This window comes from Microbacterium oleivorans (assembly GCF_001644225.1).
Lineage (GTDB): Bacteria > Actinomycetota > Actinomycetes > Actinomycetales > Microbacteriaceae > Microbacterium > Microbacterium gawkjiense.
On the sequence record NZ_LSTV01000005.1, the window covers coordinates 195,065 to 217,832 of the forward strand.

The window sequence follows — 22,768 nt, forward strand, 5'->3', positions numbered from 1 at the left end:
GCGCCGAGTGCAGGTTCAGCTGCTCATCGGCCGTCGTGACGGCGGCCCGCACGGCTCCTGACCTGCACTCGGCACCGCATCCGAAAGGAATCCCCCGTGAACACCTCCGCACAACGCCGTGCGCGCACCCTCGGGATCGCTGCTCTGGCGGCCGCCGCGCTGATTGTCCCGCTCGGTGCCACCTCCGCGGTCGCGGCCCCGGCAGCCACCGCCGTGACGAACCTCGACCACCTCGACTTCCTGCTCGACGAGGCCACCCCGCCCGCGGACGTCGAGGGTCACAGCACCTACCGCCAGGACGAGGAGCCGACCCTCGTCCTGCCGTGGACCTATGCCGACGCCCGGGACGGTGGCACGTTCGAACGGGTCGGCGGCGGTCCGCTCGACCCCGAGACCGGCTACTGGGGCCAAGGCGCCTACAACGCCGACGACGTGACCCGCGCCGCCGTCGTCTACACGCGTCACTGGGAGCTCACCGGCGACGACGACAGCCGCGAGAAGGCCTACGAGATGCTCCGGTCGGTCGCCTACTTCCAGACGACGCAGGGACCGGATGCCGGCAACGTCGTCCTCTGGATGCAGCCCGACGGCACCCTGAACCCGTCGGCGGAACCGGTCGAACTGCCCGATCCGTCCGACAGCGGCCCCAGCTACTGGCTCGCGCGCACCCTGTGGGCGCTCGGTGAGGGGTACGCGGCGTTCGAGGACGAGGATCCCGAGTTCGCCGACTTCCTCGACGAGCGGCTCGACCTCTCGCTCGACGCCCTGAACCGTCAGGTGCTCTCGAAATACGGCCGGTGGACGGTGTCGGACGGCAAGCGTGTGCCCGCCTGGCTCATCGCGAACGGGGCGGATGCCTCGGCGGAGGCGGCGCTCGGACTCGCCGCCCGCGTCGAGGCCGGCCCCGACGGCAAGTCCGCGACCGCGCTGCGCCAGCTCGCCAAGGGCATCGCCGCGATGGCCGAAGGCGGGGTGCGGGAGTGGCCGTACAGTGCCGTGCTGCCGTGGGCGGAGTCGCCGGCGATCTGGCACGCGTGGGGTTCGCAGATGCCCGCGGCGCTGGCCGAGGCATCCGTCGTCCTGCGCGATCGGTCGCTCGTGCGTCCCGCCGTCGCCGACGCGGCGACCTTCACGCCGACTCTGCTGACGGCGGGCGGTCCCGACAACGGCTGGAACCCGAGCCCCGTCGACCGGGTGCAGATCGCGTACGGCGCGGACTCGCGTGTGCAGTCGCTGCTCGCCGTCGCCGAGGCGACCGGCTCGGACGGTTTCACGCAGCTCGCCGCGATGCAGGCGGCGTGGTTCTTCGGCGCCAATCACGCCGGGCAGCGCATGTACGACCCCGCGACGGGCGTCACCTACGACGGGCTGCAGTCCGACGGGACGGTCAACCGCAACAGCGGCGCGGAGTCGACGATCCACGGTCTGCTGACGGCGATCGCGCTCGACGCCCATCCCGACGTGCGCGAGCGCGCCGTCGCCCTCACCGAGGTGACCGACCGCGAGGGTCTGTCGTTCGTCGAGGCCGAGGATGCGATCTCGACCACCGGAGAGATCGACACCCCGGACTCGTGGACCGGCGAGTCCAGCTGGTCGGGCGATCGGCTGACGCTGTCGCGAGGTGACTCGGCGGTCTTCGACCTCGCCGGGACCGGCGGCAACCGGTGGGTCGAACCGGTCGTGTGGTCGGAGGTGCGCGAGCGCACTGCCTCGACGTGGCGCGCCGGGCGGCTGCCGCTCGGCTCGCTGCAGCTCACCGGACCGGCGCAGGGCATCTCGCCGACGGCGGGCGCGATGCACCCTCACACGCTCACCCGCGCGCTCCCGAAGGGCGAGGACCGGCTGCGTGTCGACGTGACGCGGGGCGACCTGCAGCTCGACGGGCTGCTCGTGCGCCCGATCGTCTCACGCCTCGAACTCGGCGGCGACGGCGAGGGCATGCTGCTCGTGCACTCCGCCGCGCGTACGCCGCAGCGGGTCTCGGTCGGCACGGGCGACGTGTCGGTCTACGACGCGCGGGGCCGCGAGGTGCGGGTGCGCCCGGGCGGCGGCACCGTCACGCTTCCGGCCGGAGGGTTCGCGATCGTGGAACGCTGACGACCGCTCAGCGGCGGAACGCCCAGTCGGGCAGGTGCGAGGACTGCACGAAGCTCATGAGGATCTCGGCGAGCCCCAGTCGGGGATCGACCTCGAGAGCGGCAGCCGCGTACCTGCCCGCGTGCGTCGAGCGGCCGAGTGCCCACGCGAGCCACCCGGCCGTCGCGCAGGCGCCCGCTCGCTCGTCGGCCGGAAGGCGCGCGGCGACCTGACGCACGAGCTCGAGCGCTCGCAACAGGCGCTCCGGGTCGGGGCGCGGACCCTCGCCCCAGAGGACCTCCGCGAGGTCGACGGGGTACTCGTCGCCGTCCTCCCACCGCCGTTGCGCGTGGAGGGCGTCGTCGCCGCGGTCCTGATCGCCTGACCATTGCACGATGGCGACGTCGCGCAGCGACGGCCGTGACAGGCACCATCCCAGGACGGCGACGCGCATCGGGTCGAGGGCCGCGGCATCCCACTCGAGCATCTCCTCGTAGAGCGCGGGCAGATCGTCGAGCGCGCAGGCGGCCTGCAGAGCGGCCGGATCGACCCGCGTCTCGGCGCCGAGGGTCGACGGGATGCCGCACAGCACCGTGAGCGCCGACTCGAGCGATGCCAGCGCGGCCGCCGTACCGGCGACTTCGGACGCGTCGACGAGCGGCAGGTCGGCACCCGACGACTGGTCCGACGCGGGCGCCCGGTGCTCGATCAGCGCGAGCGGATGACCGCCGCGCGGCAGCGTCGGTTCGAGGTGCGACCCCCAGCCGTCGGCGGCCACGGTGAGGGCGTCGACGACGTCGATGCCGCAGGCGCGGGCGGTCCGCCGCAGCGCGCCGATGAGATCCGCGCCGGGGAGCGTGCGGTCGGCGGACTCGTCCGTGTAGACGACGGCGACGAAGCCCTCCACGCCGGCGACGCGGCAGGCGAGCCCGACGACGGTCGAGGCGACCGCATCGAGGTCCGCGTCGTCCGGGGGAAGGTCGACGCGCATCACGCCGAGACTGCGCCCGGAGCGCAGGGGGATCACGACGAGGCTCTGCGTGGGCGTGTAGTCGAGCAGGCGCGGAACGAGGCGGAGCAGGTGTGCGGCATCGGCCGCGGCGACGATCGTGGACATGGGCCCAGCGTCCGACCCGAGCGGATGCCGGTGGCTGCTGCCCGCGCGGATTCGGGACGGACCGCTGATCCGGCTGCCTGGGGAGAAGGCCGTGCGCCCCGCCTCGGCCCGCGACATTACGATGGAGGGGTGGACGAGTACTGGGGTGCGGTGGTCTGGGGTCTGATCCCCACGATCGTCGTCGCGGGCCTGCTCGTCTTCGTGCTGCGCAGCATCCTTCGGATGGATCGCACCGAGCGCAAGGTCTACGCCAAGGTCGAGGCCGAGGAGCGCCGCCGTCGCGGCCTGCCGCGACCCGACGAAAACGCCGGTTGACGGGCCGAACGATAGGCTGAGCCCACAGTTTCGGGGGGCCGAGTGATCAGCATCAGCGTCGACTGGACGTGGACGTGGTGGATCGTCCTCGTCCTCGCGTTCGACATCTCCGTGCGTATCCTCGCGGTCTTCATCATTCCGCGAAACCGGCGCCCCACAGCGGCGATGGCGTGGCTGCTGGCGATCTACTTCATCCCGGTCATCGGCATCCTGCTGTTCCTGCTCATCGGCAACCCGCGCCTGCCGCGCAAGCGCCGCAAGGAGCAGGAGGCGATCAACCGGGCTTTCCGCGAAGCGAGCGAGGACCTCGACTTCGGCACGCTGCGTCCCGATGCGCCGGTCTGGTTCGAGCAGCTCGTGGGCCTCAACCGCAAGCTCGGCGCCCTGCCGATGGCGGGCGACAACGGCGCGCAAATCATTTCGGATTATCAGGGCAGTCTCGACACGATGGCGGCGGAGATCGATCGTGCGAGCCGGTACGTGCACGTAGAGTTCTACATCCTGCAGTCCGACGGCGCGACCGACGAGTTCTTCTCGGCTCTCGAGCGGGCGACCGCTCGCGGAGTGACGGTGCGCGTGCTGCTCGATCACTGGGCGAACCGCTGGAAGCCGAACTACAAGGCGACGATCTCGCGCCTCGAGCGCATGGGTGCGCAGTGGCGGCTCATGCTGCCGGTGCAGCCGCTGAGGGGCAAGTACCAGCGGCCCGACCTGCGCAACCACCGCAAGCTCGTCGTGATCGACGGTGTCGTGGGCTTCATCGGCTCGCAGAACGTCACCGATCGCAGTTACAACCTGAAGACCAACCTGCGCCGCGGCCTGCAGTGGGTGGACATGATGGTCCGCGTCGACGGCCCGGTCGTGGCATCCCTCTCCGCGGTCTTCGTCTCGGACTGGTACGGCGAGACCGGTGAGGTGTTCGCGGTCGAGTCCGACTTCTCGACGGATGCCGGGACCGGCGACCTCGACTGCCAGATCGTCCCGAGCGGGCCCGGCTTCGAGTACGAGAACAACCTGAAGCTGTTCCTGAGTCTGATCTTCGGCGCGACGCGCAAGATCGTCATGGTCAGCCCGTATTTCGTGCCCGACGAGGGACTGCTGCTGGCGATCCAGACCGCGTGCCACCGCGGCGTCGAGGTCGAACTGTTCGTCTCGGAAGAGGGCGACCAGGCCATGGTCTATCACGCGCAGCGCAGCTACTACGAGCAGCTGCTGGCGACCGGCGTGAAGATCTGGATGTACAAGAAGCCCTACATCCTGCACTCCAAGTCGATGTCGATCGACGACGAGGTCGCCGTCGTCGGGTCGAGCAACATGGACATGCGCTCCTTCGGTCTCAACCTCGAGGTGACGATGCTCGTGCGCGGTGCCGAGTTCGTCCAGCAGTTGCGCACGGTCGAGGACCTCTACCGCGGCATGTCCCGCGAGCTGACGATCGAGGAGTGGGAGAAACGCCCGATTCGCTCAGTCATCCTCGACAACCTCGCACGGTTGACCTCGGCGCTGCAGTGAGACGTTCCGTCGGCTGTGGACACTTCCCGGGTGCCCACAGCTGGGAAGGAGACCCACATGCGCACCCGACTGATCGTCGCGCTCGCCGGATCGTTCGTCGTCCTCGCAGCGCTCGCTGCGTGCGCGACACCCGCCGCGGGTGATGCGGCCCCCGGGGGCGGGGCGGATGCGGTGGCGCCGGCTCCCCGCGTGGACGCCGGGTGGCTCGACGGCGGAGCGACCATCGGGGTCGTGACGTACGGCAGTTCGTCGTGCCGACCCGAGGTCTCGCAGGTGACGGCGGAGGACGGGGTGATCGTCGTCGCCCTGCGTGAGCCCGCCGCGGATGCGTGCACGGACGACCTGGTGGCGCGCGCCCTCGAGGTGCCCGTGCCCGAGGGTGTCGATGCGAGTACCGACCAGCGAGTCCGCGTCGAACTCGAGGACGTCCGCACCGACATCGACCTGCCCGCGTACGCCGGCGGCCCTGTCGAGGCGTACGCGCCGTCCGCCTCGTGGATCGGCGACCGCGTGATCGCGCTCCGGACGTGGGGGTCGTCGTCGTGCCTGCCCGTCGTCGAGGACACGCGGGTCGCGTCACCGGCATCCGTCGTCGTCCGCTTCGAGACCCCGCCCGCCGATCAGGTCTGCACGATGGACATGGCGCCGCAGCTCACGCTCGTGCAGCTCGACCCCGACGCGGTGGTCGACCGCGATGCGACGCTGAGCTTCGGTGTGCTCGACGCGGCCGAGACGGTGCCGATCCGCTGACGCGGGTCAGTCCGCGCGCACGAGGAGCTCGCCGACCTCGCAGTCGAGGGCGCGGCAGATCGCCGACAGGGTCGAGTACCGGATCGCGCGGGCGCGGTCGTTCTTGAGGATCGACAGGTTCACGACCGAGACCCCGACGATCTCGGACAGCCGTGTCAGCGTCATCCCGCGCGCGGCGAGCAGCTCGTCGAGTCGACAGTGGATGCCGGTGAGCTCGTCCTCTTCGGCGGGTGTCACACGAGTCCCTCGGTGTCGTGTTGCAGACGCTCGCCCTGCGCGAAGGCACCGGCCAGCACCGCCGCGGCGACGGCGGCGAGCAGGATCGGCAGCAGGGGCAGCAGATCGAGCATCGACAGCGTCTCGAATCGGATGCCGAGAGATTGCACGGCGTGCTGTCGACCCATCCCGTCGACGATCGGCCAGGCGAACACCGCGACCGTCAAGGTGCCGGCGATGACTGCGAGCGCCCGCGTCGCACCGCCCGTGAACACACGACCGCGGCGTACGGCGAAGGCGACGCGCATGAGCGCTGCGGCCACGATGATCGCAGCGACGGCGGCGATCAGGACCGCGGCGATCATCCAGGCCCGACCGCCCGCGCCGAGGTCGGGTGCGCGGACGACGACCGCGTCCACCGCCGCGCCCGGTGAGAGCCTGAGCGCCGCGGATGCCGCGTCGGCCCCGACCGTCACAGCGGGGCCCGCCGGGCTCACGATCTCGGTGATCCGATAGACCGCGACGGCCAGAGCCGTGAGGGACGCGGCGACGCCGTAGACGACGAGGTCGAGGGCGCCGGACGTGCGTGTCGTGCTCATCACACGAGTCCCGTCACGTCGCGCTGGAGGCGGGAGCCGTAGCGGAAGAACGCGGCCAGAGCAGCGAGGCCGAGCCCTGCCGCGATCGGCCAGAACGGGAACGTGATGAGCACGGTGGGCTCGGGCACCCACGCGGCGAAGGGGTCCTCGATCCCGCGGATCTCCTGCCAGTGCCTCCCCGTCGGTGCGAACACCTCCCACGACGCCATGCTCCCCGCGACGTCCCCGAAGACCTGCGCGAGGACGCCGCCCGCGGTGACGGCGACAGCCGATACCGATGCCATGCGAGCGATCACGGGCGCGAAACCGCGTCCGGAGAGCAGATGCCCGCAGGCGACGGCGACGAGGACAGCGATCGAGGCGGGCATGAGCCAGGCGGCGGTCTGGGCGATCGCCCACGTGATCCGTGCTCCGACACTCAGGCCGTCGACGTCGAGCGTCACCGACTCGAAACCGCCGCCGATGCGTGTCGCCTCGGACGGGTCGGCCCGGACGTAGCTCGGCAGTTCGGGCCAGAACTGGGTGATCGGCATCGTGATCGACACCGTGGGTGACAGGAGGATGACCAGGAGGGTGACGAGAGCGCCCACGGCGGACACTCCCGCCCACACGATCGCGATGACCTGCGTCACGCGGATCAGTGACGTGGGATCGCTCGACGTCCGTCGCTTCTCCGCGGCCGCGAGGGCAGCCCCCAGGATGAGCACCCCGATGAGGATGACGGTCACCATGACGATGAAGTTGACGGTCACGTCACACCAACCCTTCTGTCTCGCGCTGCAAACGAGCGCCCTGTCGGAAGATCACGCTCAGCGCTGCGAGTCCCAGCGCCACCCCCGCGGGCCAGAGCGGTATCGCGAAGCCCACGGTGTACGGCGCCGTGATCCCCCCGTCTGCTCCGGACGGCGGGAACAGGCTCTGTGCGAGGAGTGCCGAGCCCACGTCGGTGAGCACCGAGCCGAGCGACCCTGCGACGAGGACCGTGATCGCGCCGACCATCAGCCAGCGGGAAGCGCCGCTCACGAATGGACGGCCCTTCACGGCGCGCTGCGCCAGATCCGCGACGAGCCAGCCGGGCACCGCGATGACGGCGGTCGTGAGGGTCTGGCCGATCCCCAGGAGCCAACGACTGCCGCCGTCCAAGCCGACGACGTTCGCATCGACGATCTGCATCCGCGCGCAGGACAGCGCCGGCCCCGTCGCGGCGGACGCGCCATTCCCCTCCAGGTCGCAGGGGAGTGCGGTCGGCCAGAAGCCGCTGATCGGGATGTCGACTTCCGCCCAGTCGACCCAGATCCAGCGGACGGCGAGGAACACCGTCCCCAAAAGGGCCGCCGCCACCCAGATGCGGCCCATCGAGGCGACCACATCGAGGATGACAGATGGCGATTTCCGACGCCGTGCGTCCCAGATCTGTGCGCCGACAATCGCTGCGACGACGGCGAGCAGGATCGCGGTGTAGATCAGCGCTCCCTGCCAGTCAGTCCACGAAACCATTCCCGCGTCCCCCCATAACGACATTCGTTGTTATCGAGAAACGTTATGCCCATGGATGCCGCGGCCGCAAGCCCCGGCTTCGGTATGCCCACGGCGAACACGGGCATACCGGCATCCCGCCGTCGTTAGCCTCTACGTAAGACGCCGCCAGTGCGTCGAGTGGAGGTGGACGATGTTCGAGAGATTCACAGACCGTGCACGTCGTGTGGTGGTGCTCGCCCAGGAAGAGGCGAAGATGCTGAACCACAACTACATCGGCACGGAGCACATCCTCCTCGGCCTGATCCACGAGGGCGAAGGCGTCGCCGCCAAGGCCCTCGAGAGCCTCGGCATCTCGCTCGACGCCGTGCGCGAGCAGGTCCAGGACATCATCGGACAGGGGCAGCAGCAGCCGACGGGTCACATCCCGTTCACGCCGCGCGCCAAGAAGGTGCTCGAGCTGTCGCTGCGCGAAGCGCTGCAGCTGGGCCACAACTACATCGGCACCGAACACATCCTGCTCGGGCTCATCCGGGAGGGTGAGGGTGTCGCCGCTCAGGTTCTCGTGAAGCTCGGCGCCGACCTGAACAAGGTGCGCCAGCAGGTTATCCAGCTGCTCAGCGGCTACCAGGGCAAGGAGCCCGCGGGCGTCGCGACCGGCGCCGGCGAGCAGGCCCAGGCCACCGCTCAGGGCGGCTCGGCGGTCCTCGACCAGTTCGGCCGCAACCTGACCCAGGCCGCGCGCGACAACAAGCTCGACCCCGTCATCGGGCGCGAGAAGGAGATCGAGCGCGTGATGCAGATCCTGTCGCGCCGCTCGAAGAACAACCCGGTCCTCATCGGTGAGCCCGGTGTCGGCAAGACCGCCGTCGTCGAGGGTCTCGCTCAGGCCATCGTCAAGGGCGAGGTGCCCGAGACGCTCAAGGACAAGCAGGTCTACTCGCTCGACCTCGGCTCGCTCATCGCCGGTTCCCGCTACCGCGGTGACTTTGAGGAGCGCCTGAAGAAGGTCACCAAGGAGATCCGCACGCGCGGCGACATCATCGTCTTCATCGACGAGATCCACACCCTCGTGGGTGCGGGTGCCGCCGAGGGCGCGATCGACGCCGCCAGCATCCTGAAGCCGCTGCTCGCCCGTGGTGAGCTGCAGACGATCGGTGCGACGACGCTCGACGAGTACCGCAAGCACTTCGAGAAGGATGCCGCGCTGGAGCGCCGCTTCCAGCCGATCCAGGTGGCCGAGCCGAGCCTGCCCCACGCGATCAACATCCTGAAGGGCCTGCGCGACCGCTACGAGGCGCACCACAAGGTGCAGATCACCGACGGCGCCATCGTCGCCGCGGCGAACCTCTCCGACCGGTACGTCTCCGACCGCTTCCTGCCCGACAAGGCCATCGACCTGATCGACGAGGCCGGCGCCCGCCTGCGCCTGTCGATCCTGTCCAGCCCTCCGGAGCTGCGCGAGTTCGACGAGAAGATCGCCAAGGTCCGCGAGGACAAGGAAGCTGCCAGCGAGGAGCAGGACTTCGAGAAGGCCGCCGCTCTGCGCGACGAGGAGAAGTCGCTCCTGGCCGAGCGTCTGCGCCTCGAGAAGCAGTGGCGCTCGGGCGACGTCGCGTCGCACGCGGTCGTCGACGAGGGTCTGATCGCCGAGGTCCTGGCTCAGGCCACCGGCATCCCGGTCTTCAAGCTCACCGAGGAGGAGACGAGCCGTCTCGTCTTCATGGAGAAGGCCCTGCACCAGCGCGTCATCGGTCAGGAAGAGGCCATCGCGGCCCTCTCCCGCACGATCCGCCGCCAGCGCGCCGGCCTCAAGGACCCGAACCGCCCGTCGGGCTCGTTCATCTTCGCCGGCCCTACGGGCGTCGGTAAGACCGAGCTCGCCAAGGCGCTCGCCGAGTTCCTCTTCGACGACGAGGGCGCGCTGATCTCCCTCGACATGTCGGAGTTCGGTGAGAAGCACACGGTCTCGCGACTGTTCGGTGCCCCTCCCGGATTCGTCGGGTTCGAAGAGGGCGGCCAGCTCACCGAGAAGGTGCGCCGCAAGCCGTTCTCCGTGGTCCTCTTCGACGAGATCGAGAAGGCCCACCCGGACATCTTCAACTCGCTGCTGCAGATCCTCGAAGAGGGTCGCCTGACCGATGGTCAGGGCCGCGTGGTCGACTTCAAGAACACCGTGATCATCATGACGACGAACCTCGGTTCGTCGGCGATCGCCGGTGGTCCCGTCGGCTTCCAGGTCGAAGGCAACTCGCAGACGACCTACGAGCGGATGAAGGGCAAGGTCGACGAGGAGCTGAAGCGCCACTTCAAGCCGGAGTTCCTCAACCGCGTCGACGACGTCATCGTCTTCCCGCAGCTCAACAAGGACGAGCTGCGCCAGATCGTGACGCTCTTCACGAAGCGCCTCAGCGAGCGTCTGCTCGACCGTGACATGACGGTGGAGCTGACCGACGACGCGAAGGACCGCCTCATCGAGATCGGTTTCGACCCGACGCTGGGTGCCCGGCCGCTGCGCCGCGCCATGCAGCGCGAGGTCGAGGACCAGCTCTCCGAGCGGATCCTGCGCGGCGAGCTCAACGCCGGCGACCACGTGAAGGTAGACACCGAGAACGGCCGCTTCGTCTTCGCGACGACCCGCCAGGAAGGGCGCGAGGCGGTCGGCGTCGGGGCCGCGGGCGAGATCACCGCGAGCCCGGACATCATCGCCGGGTCGTAAGCGACACGACGGACAGGGGTCGGATGCCGAGAGGCATCCGACCCCTTCGTCGTTCAGTCTTGGCGCACCAGGAAGACGTCGACCTCGTCCTCGGTGTCGAGCACGAAGCCGTGCCGCTCGTACAGGCGGCGGGCGGGGCTGCCCTGCAGCACGTTCAGGCGCCAGGGGAGCGGGTGGGTCTCGGCGAGCGTTGCGTGCAGGACCTCCGTGCCGATCCCGGCGCCCTGGAGGTGCGCGGCGAGGTAGAAGTGCTCGAGCCAGGTGCCGTCAGGGGCCGGGCGGACGGCGATCGACCCGGCATCCGTTCCGTCGACGACGATCACGCGAGTGACGGTCGGATCGAAGGCGTCAAGGAACCGCTGCCGCACGCGATGCTCGTCGTACCGGCCCAGGCGGTCGAGGTCCGGGCGCATGACCACGGCTCGGAGCTCGGCGATCCACGTCGCGTCGTCGGGCGTCGAGGGGCGGAGGGTCCAGCGCATCCGTCCATTCAACCGCGGGCGCGCGTCAGCGGAGGCCACGGATATCGGGTGACTCCCGGCATCCGCGTCGCCGTGATCGGGGTGTCGCGTCGGATCTGTCGCCTCCGTGAGCGCGGGAGGATGGGGAGGTGCGCGCATCCGTGACCGTCCGCCCGGCAGATCTCGACGGGCCCGACCGGGCCGCGGTCGCCTCGATGCTGGCGGCGTATCACGCACAGACCGAGCGGGAGAAGGTCGAGCGAGGGCTCGCCGAGCCCGGACCGCTGCCCGAGCGATACGCGGTCGAGGTGCGCGACCCCGTCAGGTCTTTCGACGGAGCGGTTGTCCTCGTCGCCGAGCGCGACGAGGCGGCCATCGGGATGGCGGTGATGCACCGCGCGGGGAGCGATGTTGAGGTCAAGCGCCTGTGGGTCGCCCCCGCGGGTCGGCGCTCCGGCGCGGGATCGGCGCTGCTGGCGGATGCTGCGGAGCGCGCACGCGCCCTGGGTGCGGCGGGGCTGCGCCTCTCGGTGTGGAACTGGCGTGCTGACGCGCTCGCGCTCTACGCGCGGGAGGGCCTCGTCGAGGCGCCGTCCTGGGAGTCGCGCGCACAGCTCGTGTGCTTGCGCCTTCCCCTCTGAGCCGCTGTCCGCGGATGCAACGGATGCCGCACGACACCCGGCATCCGCGACGCCGTCATCGGGGTGTCGCGTCGGATCCGTTGCATCCGCGAGCGGGCGGGATCAGGCGAAACCGCCGGGAGCGAGGAGCGCGACGCACGGGCCGAGGACGAGGATCCACGCGGCCGCGGTGACGATGAGGATGCCGGTGCCGATCGGACGGGTGCGGGCGGAGAACATGAGCGCGACGCCGACAACGGCGATGATCACGAACGGGGCGAGGAAGCCGATCAAGCCGACGGAGATCAGCGCGATCGCGAGCAGGCCGCCGAGGAGGTAGGCGCCGCATCCGATGCCCGTGCCGATGCCGACGCCCGCACCGAAGCTCAGCCGCCGTGGCCCCGCGGGCTGCGCGTACCCTGCCGGTTCCGGCGAGATGCCCGGTGCGCCGGGGTAGAGCGGGGTCGGATAGGGCGGCCCCTGCGGTGGTGTCGGGGCGGGCGGGCCCTGCGGTGGCGTCGGGGAGGGCGGGCCCGCGTGCGGACCCGCCGGCGGGTCGGTAGGCGGTGTCGGCTCGGCGTCGTCGGGACGATCAGGTTCGGGGGACATCGGCGGCCATCCTTCCGATCGGTGGGGTGTCGTGCAGGGTGAGTCGTCCGCGCGAGGCCATCCAGGCGAGGCGGGCGAACAGCAGGGGGATCGTCACGGCGAGGAACAGCTGCGGCCTCGTGAGTCCGAGCCAGGCGACCTCGTTGCCGCGGACGAACTCGACGGCGAAGCGGAACACGGCGTACGCCGCGATGTACAGCGTGAGGGTCTCGCCCGGTGCGATCGGCCGGTGCCGCAGCCAGAACCACAGCACCGCGAACGCCGCCGCATGGAAGACGATCTCGTAGACGAAGCTCGGGTGCAGCGGCACGCCGGCGGGCGCACCGACCCGCGCGGCTGCGCCCGGGTCGAGGACGATGCCCCACCCGGCGCCGGTCGGGGTTCCGGGTTGCTCGGTGAGGAGGCATCCGATCCGTCCGATCGCCATGGCGAGCGCGACGGCGGGGGCGAAGAGGTCGCCGGAACGATCCGGATACCGCGCGATCCGCTTCGCGACGTGCACGCCGAGCCAGGCGCCGACGAGAGCCGACAGCATCGACGCGTTGCCGTAGGCGAGCTGATCGACGAGCGACAGGTTCTTCGACGGATCGAGGTGCTGCGCCCATGTTCCGAGCCGCGAGAGCACGGCGGCGCCGACGAGCGCGCCGAGCACGAGGTAGGCGATGCGCGGGTCGGTCACCGCGCGGCGGCGCTTCTCGATGAGGAAGACGACCCCCGCGGCGAGCAGCCCGAGGCCCACGAACACGGCGTGCGTGTCGATAGGCGGCAGCCAGGGGGCGAGGTCGCTCAGCAGCGGGAACACGGGTCAGCCCAGCAGCCGCATCCAGAGCACGACCCACAGCGGGATCGCCGCCAGGGCGAGCACCTCGAGCACGCACAGGTAGGCCAGGACGAGCCGGGTGTCGCCGAGCTTGCAGCGCGAGCGCAGCAGCCCCGCGCGCCGGGCGCGCACGTACCCCGCGATCGCGACACCGGCGAAGACGGCGACCGCGAAGGGCCCCGTGACGGCCGCGATCGCGGCGATCGTCGCGAAGACGCACAGCCGCAAGGGGTCGAACGGCGCAACCGGATCGGCGACGCTCTCGTCGCGCTGATTGAGGTGTCCGAACCCGGCGGTGCTCACGAGACGCTCACCGGGATCTGCTGCCGACCGCCCGTCGCGGTCGACAGTCGGGTGCGGCCCAGGGGCGCCCACGCCTGCACGGCGCAGAAAGGGGCGCACTGGTGCGCGTCGGTCGACTCGTTGACGGTCGCCACGTGCACGCAGCACTGCGTGAGACGTTCCTCGATCATCGTGTTGATGTCCATGAACGGCTTCACGGTGATCCGCAGCACCCGCTCGCCCATCATCTTTCGCAGACGCGCGTGCTGCCCCGGCAGCTTCGATGCGGCGAGGGTGGCGAGGGTGCCGATCCCGAGGTCGCAGTTCTGGCAGATGTCGCGCCAGATCGAACTCATGGACGGATGCGACAGCGACGACTGCTCGCTCAGCAGGTCGAGAAGCGACCCCTTCACCACCTCGCGGATCGCCTTGTTGACGTTGCTGTCGGCGATGCGGTTGGCGATCATGTCGGGCTGCAGGTCGAGGAAGTCCTTCAACCGCTCGTGCCCGATGAGCCCGACGAGCGACTTCCAGTCGCCGGCATCGTCCTTGAGCAGGTAGCCGACCGAGCAGCAGTGCGGGTGGCTGCACGGCAGCGCCGTGAGGTCGCGCCACGTGACCTCGCCGTCCGTCTGCGGGCCGAGCCGGTTCAGCACACCCGTGTGCGTGAGACGGTCGTTCGGGTCGATGCCCGAAGAGCGCCCCGAGCCGAACACCGGCTGGATCGTCACGCCGCCGACGAATGGCGTCGCCATCGCGCGGCGGATCACCGCGCCGATCTCGCCGTCGTTGATCCCGAGGGTCGCCGTCATCGTGAGGGTGGTGAACACCCCGGCATCCGACAGCCGTTCGATCGCGCGTTCCTTGAACCGGCGGATGTCGGCGCCGCGATGGAAGGCGGATGCCGCGGCCGACTCGCCGTCGTACTGCAGGTAGACCTCGACCCGCTCACGGTGCTTCTTGAGCACCTCGACGAAAGCGTCGTCCTGCGCGATGCGGAGACCGTTCGAGTTCAGCAGGATGCGGACGATCGGCCGGGCGACGAGATGCTCGAGGAGCTGTTCGAGCCACGGGTAGAGGGTCGGCTCACCGCCCGACAGCATCAGCACGTCGATGCGATTGTTCTCCCTCGCGAGGCGCGCGTCGACCGAGGCGAGCACCTCGGCCAGCGGCGCAACGGCAGAGGCCGCGGGGCTCGACTCCGCGAAGCACGTCGGGCACTTGAGGTTGCAGTGGTCCAGGAGGTCCTCGAGGAGGATGCAGGTGTGCTGGGTCTGCATCTGCGGCAGCCCGTCCTCGTACGCCGAGGGCACCGGCTTGAAGTTCCCCGTCGTGTCAGGACCGTGGACCTTCGTCGGGGCGGTCCACTGCTCGAGGTAGGTGAGGATCTCGGCCGACTCGTCGTAGAGCGTACGCACGAGGCCGTGGTCGGGGCATCCGCGTTCCAGCCAGACCGTGCCGTCTCGGTCGGCGAGCCACCCCGACAGTCGGCGCACCTCGCTCAGCGGACGGTCCGGGTCCTCCTCGTGGCACGTCGGGCAGAACGCGTTGACGTAGCGGTGGACCCGATAGTCGCGCAGGGGCATCCCCGCTCCGGCGTGGCTCATGCCCACACCCTAGTCCTGGGGTCGGCCGGGTCCAGCGGTGGCCCGCGTACAACGGCGACCCGCGTCAGCGGATGCAACGGATGCCGGGCGACACCCGGCATCCGCGTCGCCGTCACCGGCGTGTCGCACGCGATCCATTGCATCCGCGAACGCCGCCGGGGCGTAGTGGAGGATGGGGCCATGCTCATCGTCATGGCAGGGTTGCCCGCGTCGGGAAAGAGCACGCTGGCCGAGCGGATCGCCGGTGAACTGCGCTGCGCGATCCTTTCGGTCGACCCCATCGAGTCCGCATTGTGGCGCGCGGGCATCGACCGCGACCAGCCGACGGGGCTCGCGGCGTACGTCGTCGCGGAGGATCTCGCCCGCGAGCAGATCCGCATCGGGGGCGACGTCATCGTCGACGCGGTCAACGACGCCGAGCTCGCCCGGAACCAGTGGCGGTCGTTGGCCGCTGAGCAGAAGGTCCCGGTCGCGTTCGTCGAGGTGGTCTGCTCGGATCCGGACGAGCACCGCCGCCGCCTCGAGACCCGACGACGCCCCCTCGAGGGCTTCGCCGAGCCAACCTGGGATGACGTGCGGGCGCGAACGTCGGGCTTCGACGGATGGAACGACGAACGGATCACCGTCGATTCGATGCGGACCCTGAACGAGAACCTGACGCGGACGGTCGAGTACCTCCGGGGCTTCAGGGCCCGCTGACCCGCGTCAGCGGATGCAATGGATGCCGGGCGACACCCGGCATCCTCGGTCACGTCGTCGGCCTGTCGCGTCGGATCTGTTGCATCCGTGAACGCGGCCGGACGTGCGAACGGACCGGGTGCGCCCTCAGCAGCACCCGGCCCGTCCGGGTCTTTCAGGAGCGGCGGTCTCCGAAGACGTCCTTCTCCATGGCGTCGTAGCCCTCGCGCTGCGGGTCGCCGTGCAGCCCGCCGGAGAGGGCGTACTCCTCCTCGGGAGAGAGGATGAGGCGCTTGCGGCCATAGACGGCGAAGCCGATGAAGATCACGACGTAGACGACGATGATCGCGACGATCGCCAGCAGGTAGCTCGGGTTGAACAGCAGCCCGACGAAAACGATCGCGGCGATGATGCCGGCCGAATACGCGCCGAACAGTCCCCACGGGCTCTTGTACGGACGCTCGGCGTTCGGGAACTTCTTGCGCAGGATGATGAACGACACCATCTGCAGGAAGTACGCGAGCACCGCGCCCCACACGGCGATGTTGAGCACGATCGCCCCCGCGGGGCTCGTGTCGCCGCCGGCGGCCTGCAGGATGACGAGCGCGATGAAGCCCAGCACGGCGCCGAAGGTAAGCGCCACCCACGGCGTCTGGCGCTTGCCGGTGAGCGAGAGCCACCGCGGGTAGTAGCCCGCCCGCGACAGCGAGTACATGTTGCGGCCGTAGGCGAACATGATGCCCATCAGCGAGGCGAACAGGCCGATGAGGGCCAGCAGCGAAAGGATTGCGGCGGCCTGATCGGGCAGGAACGCCTGGAACCCTTCGAGCAGCGGCTCGGTGGACGGTGCGGTGGCCTCCGCGCCGAGGACGCCCGTGTTGAGGAACAGGACGATGAGGCCCGTCACGATCAGCGTGCCTCGGGCCCAAAGGCCGGCGCGGGGGATGTCGCGGGCGGGGTTGTGGGACTCCTCGGCCGCCAAGGGGAGCTCCTCGATGCCGAGGAAGAACCACATCGCGAACGGCAGCGCCAACAGCACGGCGCCGATGCCGTAGGGCAGGAACTCCGATGCGCCGAACGCCGCCGGATCCGGGGCGATGTTCCAGAGCGAATCCCAGTTGAACGCGCCCGAGACGAGGGCCATCACGCCGAAGACGACGATGATGCCGATCGAGATGATTGAGACGACGATCGCGAAGCCGAAGGACACGGCGGCGCCCGCCGCGTTGAGCGCGATGAAGAGGGCGTAGAGGATGACCCACCACAGCCACGGGGGCAGGCTGACCCCCGTCAGCAGCGACAGTGCCTTGTCGGCGTACTGTCCCGAGAAGTAGACGACCACCGCGGTCGTCGCGACGTACTCGATGGTCTCGGCGAGGCCTGTCGCGAGCCCTCCCCAGGGCCCCATGGCCGAGCGGGAGAACGAGTACGCACCGCCGGTGTGCGGCATCGCCGCGGCCATCTCGCCGATCGAGAAGGTCAAGCCGTAGTACATGAGCACGAGGATCGCGAAGGCGATGAGCATGCCGCCGAACCCGGCGAAACCGATGCCGAAGTTCCAGCCCGAGAAGTCGCCCGAGATGACGGCGGCGACCGCGAGACCCCAAAGTCCCCAGACTCCCGCGGAGCGCTTCAGCGTGCGTTTCTCGAAGTAGCCGTCCTCGGCTCGGGCGTAACGGACGCCGCCCGTCGTGGTCGGAGTGGTGCTCGGATTCGTCATGAGACCTCCTGGCTGCGGTCGGCGCGCAGCGCGCCGTCGGGTCGGCGCGCTGGCTCACGCCTTGCGGACGAGTGTGGCGTCTATTGGTATGCCGTGTCTACCTTTGGCATGTAGCGTTCTCGTGACAGACCCGACCAGCGCACGACGGAAGGATGACGGATGCCCGGAAATCTGACGGTGGACGAGCTCGCCGACGCGATCGCGAAGGACGAGATCGACACGGTGATCGTCGCCTTCCCCGACGCCCAGGGGCGCCTCGTCGGCAAGCGCGTCGCGGGCCGGTTCTGGCTCGACGAGGTCGCCGGGCACGGGGCCGAGGTCTGCGACTACCTGCTCTCGGTCGACGTCGACCTCAACACGATCGACGGCTATGCGATGTCGAGCTGGGACAAGGGGTACGGCGATCTCGTGCTCCGCCCCGACATGGCCACGCTCCGCCGCATCCCGTGGCAACCGGCCACCGCGCTCGTCATGGCCGACCTCGAGTACGTGCGCGGCGGCGCGGTGATCCAGTCGCCCCGCGGCATCCTCAACGCGCAACGTCAGCGTCTCGCCGACCGGGGCCTCGTCGCCTACTCCGGCACGGAGCTCGAGTTCATCGTCTTCGATGACTCGTTCCGGGATGCCTGGGCCAAGCGCTACGTCGGACTGCAGGCATCCACCGACTACAACGTCGACTACAACCTGCTCGCCACGACCCGCCTCGAGCCGTTGCTGCGCGACATCCGCCGCGGCATGGAGGGCGCGGGTCTCTACTGCGAGGGCGTCAAGGGCGAGTGCCACGACGGCCAGCAGGAGATCGCGTTCCGGTTCGCGGAGGTGCTCGAGACCGCCGACCAGCACACGATCTACAAGAACGGCGCGAAGGAGATCGCCGACGCCCACGGCAAGTCGCTGACCTTCATGGCGAAGTTCGACCAGCGCGAGGGGAACAGCTGCCACATCCATCTGTCGGTCCGGGGTGAGGACGGCGAGGCCGTCATGGCGGGCGACGGCGAGCACGGGTTCAGCCCGCTCATGGAGCACTGGATCGCCGGCATCCTCGCGACCCTCCGCGAGTTCACGCTGCTCTACGCACCCACGATCAACTCGTACAAGCGCTTCGCGAAGGGCTCGTTCGCGCCGACGGGCATCGCCTGGGGCGTCGACAACCGCACCTGCGCGCTGCGCGTCGTGGGAAAGGGCTCGTCGCTGCGCGTCGAGAACCGCGTGCCCGGCGGCGACGTGAACCCGTACCTCGCCATCTCGGCGATCATCGCCGGCGGCCTCCACGGCATCGAGAACGAGCTCGAGCTGCCGGCGCCGCTCACCGGCAACGCCTACGACTCCGACGTCGAGCACCTGCCGACGACGCTTCGCGAAGCGGCGGACCTCTTCGAGAAGTCCGAGATCGCGCGCGCGGCGTTCGGCGAGGACGTCGTCGCCCACTACCTGCACCAGGCGCGTGTCGAGGTCCTCGCCTACGACGCCGCCGTGACCGACTGGGAGCGCATCCGTGGCTTCGAACGTCTCTGATCCTGCGGGCGGCCGCCGCCCCGTCATCGGACTCACCACCTACCTCGAGCGGGCGGTGCAGGGCGTCTGGGACGTCCGCGCCAGTTTCCTGCCGCAGCAGTACTTCGACGCCGTGACCGCGTCGGGCGGGGTCGCGGTCCTGCTGCCGCCGCAGCCGTCGGCGAAGGCGGCGTCCGACGTCGTGCTCGACGGCCTCGACGGGCTGATCCTCACCGGCGGGCTCGACGTGCAACCCGAGCTGTACGGTGCGGAGCGGCATCCGCTCACCGATCCTGCCCGCGCAGACCGCGACGAGTGGGAGCTCGCCCTCCTCGCCGGCGCGCGAGAGCGCGGCATCCCGGTGTTCGGCATCTGCCGCGGGCTGCAGCTCATCAACGTGGCGTACGGCGGAACGCTGCACCAGCACCTGCCCGAGGCGCTCGGCACCGAGCGGTACAAGATCGGCGGAGGCGTCTTCGCCGAGAACACCGTCGACGTGGATGCCGAGACGACACTCGCCGGACTCATCGGCGCCGGCCCCTACACGGTGCACAGCTACCACCATCAGGGCGTCGACCGCCTCGGCGAGGGACTCGTCGTCACGGCCCGCACTGACGACGGACTCGTGCAGGCGTTCGAGGCGCCCGGAGACGACTACCTCGTCGCGGTGCAGTGGCACCCCGAGGAGAACTCCGCCGACCGGCGCCTCTTCCTCGGCCTGGTCGCCGCGGCCGACGCCTACGCCGCCTCGCACCGGGGGGTCTCCGCATGAGCGCGTTCACCGTCCTGAACCCCGCCACCGGCGCCGCCGTCCGCGACGTCGCGCTCGCCTCCGTGGAGGAGACGGATGCCGCGGTCGCGCGCGCCGTCCGCGCCCAGCGCACGTGGGCCGACCTCGCCCCCGTCGCCCGCGCCGACGCGCTGCGGAACTTCGCGCGCGTCGTCGAGGACCACGTCGAGGAGCTCGCCCAGCTCGAGGTGCTCGAGGCGGGGCATCCGATCTCGTCCGCGCGCTGGGAGGCATCCCACGTCGCGCAGGTCCTGAACTACTACGCGGGAGCACCGGAACGCCTGATCGGCAGCCAGATCCCCGTCGCCGGCGGGCTCGACGTGACCTACCACGAGCCGTACGGCGTGGTCGGGATCATCGTGCCGTGGAACTTCCCGATGACGATCGCGTCGTGGGGCTTCGCGCCCGCGCTCGCCGCCGGCAACGCGGTCGTCCTGAAGCCCGCCGAACTCACGCCGCTGACCGCGATGCGCCTCGGCGACCTGGCCGTCGAGGCGGGGCTGCCCGAGGGGGTGTTCACCGTCATCCCCGGTGCGGGTCCCGTCGTGGGCGAGCGGTTCGTGACGCATCCCGATGTCCACAAGGTCGTCTTCACCGGCTCGACCCGGGTCGGGACGCAGGTCGCCGCGGGATGCGCGCGCGAGCTGAAGCCCGTCACGCTCGAGCTCGGCGGCAAGAGCGCGAACATCGTCTTCGCCGACGCCGACCTCGAGGCCGCTGCCGCAGCCGTTCCCGGATCGGTGTTCGACAACGCGGGTCAGGACTGCTGCGCCCGCAGCCGTCTGCTCGTCGAGCGCTCGGTCTACGACCGGTTCCTCGAGCTCGTCGAGCCCGCCGTCGCCGCCTGGCGCGTCGGCGACCCGAACGACGAGTCGACCGAGATGGGGCCGCTCATCTCCGCCGCGCAGCGCGACCGCGTCGCCGGGTACGTCGACGGGGCCGACGTCGCCTTCCGCGGAACCGCGCCGGAGGGCGACGGATTCTGGTTCGCGCCGACCGTCGTGCTCGCCGGGCGGGGCGACCGCATCGCGAAGGAGGAGGTCTTCGGACCCGTCGTCGCCGTGCTGCCCTTCGACGACGAAGCCGACGCGATCGCCCTCGCCAACGACACCGTCTACGGGCTCGCGGGCTCGATCTGGACGCGCGACCTGGGCCGCGGCATCCGTGTCTCCCGCGGAGTGCGCAGCGGCGTGCTGTCGGTCAACTCGCACTCCTCGGTCCGCTACGCGACCCCGTTCGGCGGCATGAAGGCCTCGGGCCTCGGCCGCGAACTCGGGCCGGATGCCGCCGAGCACTTCACCCAGACCAAGAACGTCTTCTACGCCACCTCCTGACCCGGAAGGACCTCCCGAATGGACCTCACCCAGCGCCTGCGCGACCGCGTCGCCATCATCACCGGCGGTGCCAGCGGCATCGGCCTCGCGACCGCCCGCCGGTTCGCCGCCGAGGGCGCCCGCGTCGTCATCGCCGACCTCGACCCCGAGACCGGGCAGAAGGCCGCCGACGAGGTGGGCGGTGTCTTCCGCCAGGTCAACGTCGCCGATCAGGCCTCCGTCGACGCGCTCTTCGACGGGGTCGCCGCGGACCTCGGCTCGGTCGACATCGCGTTCAACAACGCGGGCATCTCGCCCGCCGATGACGACTCGATCGAGACGACCGAGCTGCCCGCGTGGGACAAGGTGCAGGACGTCAACCTCAAGAGCGTCTACCTCTGCTCGCGTGCGGCGCTGCGCCACATGGTGCCGGCAGGCAAAGGCTCGATCATCAACACGGCGTCGTTCGTCGCGCTGCTCGGCTCGGCGACGTCGCAGATCTCGTACACCGCGTCGAAGGGCGGCGTCCTCGCGATGACCCGCGAGCTCGGCGTGCAGTTCGCCCGTCAGGGCATCCGCGTCAACGCGCTCTGCCCGGGACCGGTGAACACGCCGCTGCTGCGGGAGCTCTTCGCGAAGGACCCCGAGCGCGCGCAGCGCCGCCTCGTGCACGTGCCGATGGGCCGCTTCGCCGAACCCGAGGAGATGGCGGCCGCCGTCGCCTTCCTCGCCTCGGACGACGCCTCGTTCATCACCGCGAACGCCTTCGTCGTCGACGGCGGCATCACCAACGCCTACGTGACGCCGCTGTGACCCGCGCCGCGTCGTCGCCGGATCTCGGCCGCACCGTCTACCGGCCGGTGCGCGGCGGCAACGCGCTCGAAGACACCGTCGCTCGCCTCGTGCAGACCGTGCGGCTCGGCGTGGTCGCGCCGGGGGAGTCGCTGCCCTCCGAGCGCGACCTCGCCGACCGGTACGGCGTCAGCCGCGACACCGTGCGTCAGGCGATCGGCGAGCTCGCCGACGCCGGGTACGTCGTGCGCCGGCGCGGCCGGTACGGCGGCACGTTCGTCGCAGACCCGCTCCCCGTGCCGACCGGGCCCGTCGACACCGCTGAGCTCGACGACGTCCTGGGTCTGCGGCGTGTGCTCGAAGCGGGGGCCGCGCGGGCAGCGGCTTCACGGGAGCTGACGGATGCCGCGCGCACCGCGCTCGAGCAGCGGCATCACGCGACCGTGGGAGCCGACGAGGGGGAGTACCGCCGGCTCGACTCGCTGCTGCACCTCGCGATCGCGGAGGCCAGCGGCATCCCGTCACTGCTTCCGCTGATCGTCGAGAACCGGGCGCGCGTGAACGCCTGGCTCGACACGTTCCCCCTGCTGCCGCGCAACATCGAGCACTCCGACGCCCAGCACGAGCGGATGGTGGCCTCGATCCTCGCCGGCAAGCCCGACGCCGCCGAGGCGGCGGTGCTCGATCACCTCGCGGGGTCGGAGGCGCTGCTGCGGGGCTTCTTGGGCTGAATCGCGTGGCGTACCGCTCTCGGTCTGTGGTGTCCCGTTCACGGATGCAAGGGATGCCGGGCGACACGCGG

General features: G+C 70.3%; 23 protein-coding genes. 12 read left to right on the forward strand and 11 right to left on the reverse strand.

What is annotated here, in order from left to right:
• Positions 1 to 96 precede the first annotated feature (96 nt).
• Entirely contained in the window at positions 97 to 2,097 is a 2,001-nt protein-coding gene (locus tag AYL44_RS12545; RefSeq protein WP_064003628.1) for a hypothetical protein, read from the forward strand.
• A 7-nt stretch (positions 2,098 to 2,104) separates the two neighbouring features.
• Here AYL44_RS12545 and AYL44_RS12550 read toward each other — a convergent pair whose 3' ends face one another.
• Positions 2,105 to 3,193 (reverse strand): DUF4192 family protein, encoded by a 1,089-nt coding sequence (locus AYL44_RS12550; RefSeq protein WP_064003629.1) that lies wholly within the window; start codon positions 3,191 to 3,193, stop codon positions 2,105 to 2,107.
• A 129-nt stretch (positions 3,194 to 3,322) separates the two neighbouring features.
• Here AYL44_RS12550 and AYL44_RS12555 point away from each other — a divergent pair, with 129 nt between their 5' ends.
• Genes AYL44_RS12555 through AYL44_RS12565 form a run of 3 tightly spaced genes read left to right on the forward strand, consistent with a single transcriptional unit; the run spans position 3,323 to position 5,770 of the window.
• A complete protein-coding gene (locus AYL44_RS12555; RefSeq protein WP_064003630.1) occupies positions 3,323 to 3,508 on the forward strand; it encodes a hypothetical protein in 186 nt (61 codons plus the stop codon).
• Between the two features lie 42 nt (positions 3,509 to 3,550).
• A complete protein-coding gene (cls, locus tag AYL44_RS12560; RefSeq protein ID WP_064003631.1) occupies positions 3,551 to 5,020 on the forward strand; it encodes a cardiolipin synthase in 1,470 nt (489 codons plus the stop codon).
• Positions 5,021 to 5,077: 57 nt separating this feature from the next.
• On the forward strand, positions 5,078 to 5,770 hold the full coding sequence (locus tag AYL44_RS12565; RefSeq protein ID WP_064003632.1) for a hypothetical protein: 693 nt from the start codon (positions 5,078 to 5,080) through the stop codon (positions 5,768 to 5,770).
• A gap of 6 nt (positions 5,771 to 5,776) precedes the next feature.
• On the opposite strand, the gene AYL44_RS12570 is transcribed toward AYL44_RS12565, so the two are convergent.
• The 4 genes from AYL44_RS12570 to AYL44_RS12585 are packed head-to-tail and all read right to left on the reverse strand — an operon-like array spanning position 5,777 to position 8,082.
• Complete coding sequence (locus tag AYL44_RS12570; RefSeq protein WP_064003633.1) at positions 5,777 to 6,007, reverse strand: helix-turn-helix domain-containing protein; 231 nt, start codon at positions 6,005 to 6,007, stop codon at positions 5,777 to 5,779.
• On the reverse strand, positions 6,004 to 6,585 hold the full coding sequence (locus AYL44_RS12575) for a hypothetical protein (protein ID WP_231872806.1): 582 nt from the start codon (positions 6,583 to 6,585) through the stop codon (positions 6,004 to 6,006). The genes AYL44_RS12570 and AYL44_RS12575 overlap by 4 nt, the downstream gene beginning before the upstream one ends.
• Positions 6,585 to 7,337 carry a hypothetical protein gene (locus AYL44_RS12580; protein WP_231872807.1) on the reverse strand — a complete coding sequence of 251 codons (753 nt, stop codon included), beginning with the start codon at positions 7,335 to 7,337 and terminating at the stop codon, positions 6,585 to 6,587. The genes AYL44_RS12575 and AYL44_RS12580 overlap by 1 nt, the downstream gene beginning before the upstream one ends.
• Position 7,338: 1 nt before the next feature.
• Positions 7,339 to 8,082, reverse strand: a complete 744-nt coding sequence (locus AYL44_RS12585) for a hypothetical protein (protein WP_231872808.1) — start codon at positions 8,080 to 8,082, stop codon at positions 7,339 to 7,341.
• Positions 8,083 to 8,254: 172 nt separating this feature from the next.
• On the opposite strand from AYL44_RS12585, the gene AYL44_RS12590 reads away from it, so the two are divergent.
• Positions 8,255 to 10,780: an ATP-dependent Clp protease ATP-binding subunit gene (locus AYL44_RS12590; RefSeq protein WP_064003636.1), complete on the forward strand. Its 2,526-nt coding sequence runs from the start codon at positions 8,255 to 8,257 to the stop codon at positions 10,778 to 10,780.
• A 53-nt stretch (positions 10,781 to 10,833) separates the two neighbouring features.
• Here AYL44_RS12590 and AYL44_RS12595 read toward each other — a convergent pair whose 3' ends face one another.
• Entirely contained in the window at positions 10,834 to 11,262 is a 429-nt protein-coding gene (locus tag AYL44_RS12595; protein ID WP_064003637.1) for a GNAT family N-acetyltransferase, read from the reverse strand.
• 128 nt (positions 11,263 to 11,390) lie between these two features.
• Between AYL44_RS12595 and AYL44_RS12600 the strand changes: the two genes are divergently transcribed.
• Entirely contained in the window at positions 11,391 to 11,882 is a 492-nt protein-coding gene (locus tag AYL44_RS12600; protein ID WP_231872809.1) for a GNAT family N-acetyltransferase, read from the forward strand.
• A gap of 102 nt (positions 11,883 to 11,984) precedes the next feature.
• On the opposite strand, the gene AYL44_RS12605 is transcribed toward AYL44_RS12600, so the two are convergent.
• The 4 genes from AYL44_RS12605 to AYL44_RS12620 are packed head-to-tail and all read right to left on the reverse strand — an operon-like array spanning position 11,985 to position 15,179.
• Positions 11,985 to 12,470 carry a hypothetical protein gene (locus AYL44_RS12605; protein WP_064003638.1) on the reverse strand — a complete coding sequence of 162 codons (486 nt, stop codon included), beginning with the start codon at positions 12,468 to 12,470 and terminating at the stop codon, positions 11,985 to 11,987.
• The gene (locus tag AYL44_RS12610; RefSeq protein WP_064003639.1) at positions 12,454 to 13,272 is read right to left on the reverse strand and encodes a prolipoprotein diacylglyceryl transferase; all 819 of its coding nucleotides are present in this window, start codon (positions 13,270 to 13,272) and stop codon (positions 12,454 to 12,456) included. Before AYL44_RS12610 ends, AYL44_RS12605 begins: the two co-directional genes overlap by 17 nt.
• Positions 13,273 to 13,275: 3 nt before the next feature.
• Positions 13,276 to 13,593, reverse strand: coding sequence for a hypothetical protein (locus AYL44_RS12615; protein ID WP_064003640.1), 318 nt, complete (start codon positions 13,591 to 13,593; stop codon positions 13,276 to 13,278).
• A complete protein-coding gene (locus AYL44_RS12620) occupies positions 13,590 to 15,179 on the reverse strand; it encodes a radical SAM protein (protein WP_064003955.1) in 1,590 nt (529 codons plus the stop codon). Before AYL44_RS12620 ends, AYL44_RS12615 begins: the two co-directional genes overlap by 4 nt.
• A gap of 180 nt (positions 15,180 to 15,359) precedes the next feature.
• Between AYL44_RS12620 and AYL44_RS12625 the strand changes: the two genes are divergently transcribed.
• Complete coding sequence (locus AYL44_RS12625; RefSeq protein ID WP_064003641.1) at positions 15,360 to 15,878, forward strand: AAA family ATPase; 519 nt, start codon at positions 15,360 to 15,362, stop codon at positions 15,876 to 15,878.
• A 154-nt stretch (positions 15,879 to 16,032) separates the two neighbouring features.
• Here the strand turns inward: AYL44_RS12625 and AYL44_RS12630 are convergent, their stop codons facing one another.
• Entirely contained in the window at positions 16,033 to 17,577 is a 1,545-nt protein-coding gene (locus AYL44_RS12630; RefSeq protein ID WP_064003642.1) for an amino acid permease, read from the reverse strand.
• 159 nt (positions 17,578 to 17,736) lie between these two features.
• On the opposite strand from AYL44_RS12630, the gene AYL44_RS12635 reads away from it, so the two are divergent.
• Genes AYL44_RS12635 through AYL44_RS12655 form a run of 5 tightly spaced genes read left to right on the forward strand, consistent with a single transcriptional unit; the run spans position 17,737 to position 22,697 of the window.
• A complete protein-coding gene (locus AYL44_RS12635; protein ID WP_064003643.1) occupies positions 17,737 to 19,092 on the forward strand; it encodes a glutamine synthetase family protein in 1,356 nt (451 codons plus the stop codon).
• Positions 19,073 to 19,843 (forward strand): gamma-glutamyl-gamma-aminobutyrate hydrolase family protein, encoded by a 771-nt coding sequence (locus AYL44_RS12640; RefSeq protein WP_064003644.1) that lies wholly within the window; start codon positions 19,073 to 19,075, stop codon positions 19,841 to 19,843. Before AYL44_RS12635 ends, AYL44_RS12640 begins: the two co-directional genes overlap by 20 nt.
• Positions 19,840 to 21,195 carry an aldehyde dehydrogenase family protein gene (locus tag AYL44_RS12645; RefSeq protein WP_064003645.1) on the forward strand — a complete coding sequence of 452 codons (1,356 nt, stop codon included), beginning with the start codon at positions 19,840 to 19,842 and terminating at the stop codon, positions 21,193 to 21,195. Before AYL44_RS12640 ends, AYL44_RS12645 begins: the two co-directional genes overlap by 4 nt.
• Positions 21,196 to 21,213: 18 nt before the next feature.
• Positions 21,214 to 21,987, forward strand: a complete 774-nt coding sequence (locus AYL44_RS12650; protein ID WP_064003646.1) for a 3-oxoacyl-ACP reductase — start codon at positions 21,214 to 21,216, stop codon at positions 21,985 to 21,987.
• Positions 21,984 to 22,697, forward strand: coding sequence for a FadR/GntR family transcriptional regulator (locus AYL44_RS12655; RefSeq protein ID WP_064003647.1), 714 nt, complete (start codon positions 21,984 to 21,986; stop codon positions 22,695 to 22,697). Before AYL44_RS12650 ends, AYL44_RS12655 begins: the two co-directional genes overlap by 4 nt.
• The last annotated feature ends 71 nt before the right edge of the window (positions 22,698 to 22,768 follow it).

Bases quoted from the DNA above. Each gene is read 5' to 3' on its own strand.
- AYL44_RS12550 (WP_064003629.1), bottom strand. From the start codon at position 3,193: ATGTCCACGATCGTCGCCGCGGCCGATGCCGCACACCTGCTCCGCCTC.
- AYL44_RS12565 (WP_064003632.1), top strand. From the start codon at position 5,078: ATGCGCACCCGACTGATCGTCGCGCTCGCCGGATCGTTCGTCGTCCTC.
- AYL44_RS12575 (WP_231872806.1), bottom strand. From the start codon at position 6,585: ATGAGCACGACACGCACGTCCGGCGCCCTCGACCTCGTCGTCTACGGC.
- AYL44_RS12585 (WP_231872808.1), bottom strand. From the start codon at position 8,082: ATGGTTTCGTGGACTGACTGGCAGGGAGCGCTGATCTACACCGCGATC.
- AYL44_RS12590 (WP_064003636.1), top strand. From the start codon at position 8,255: ATGTTCGAGAGATTCACAGACCGTGCACGTCGTGTGGTGGTGCTCGCC.
- AYL44_RS12595 (WP_064003637.1), bottom strand. From the start codon at position 11,262: ATGCGCTGGACCCTCCGCCCCTCGACGCCCGACGACGCGACGTGGATC.
- AYL44_RS12605 (WP_064003638.1), bottom strand. From the start codon at position 12,470: ATGTCCCCCGAACCTGATCGTCCCGACGACGCCGAGCCGACACCGCCT.
- AYL44_RS12620 (WP_064003955.1), bottom strand. From the start codon at position 15,179: ATGAGCCACGCCGGAGCGGGGATGCCCCTGCGCGACTATCGGGTCCAC.
- AYL44_RS12625 (WP_064003641.1), top strand. From the start codon at position 15,360: ATGCTCATCGTCATGGCAGGGTTGCCCGCGTCGGGAAAGAGCACGCTG.
- AYL44_RS12630 (WP_064003642.1), bottom strand. From the start codon at position 17,577: ATGACGAATCCGAGCACCACTCCGACCACGACGGGCGGCGTCCGTTAC.
- AYL44_RS12635 (WP_064003643.1), top strand. From the start codon at position 17,737: ATGCCCGGAAATCTGACGGTGGACGAGCTCGCCGACGCGATCGCGAAG.
- AYL44_RS12645 (WP_064003645.1), top strand. From the start codon at position 19,840: ATGAGCGCGTTCACCGTCCTGAACCCCGCCACCGGCGCCGCCGTCCGC.
- AYL44_RS12650 (WP_064003646.1), top strand. From the start codon at position 21,214: ATGGACCTCACCCAGCGCCTGCGCGACCGCGTCGCCATCATCACCGGC.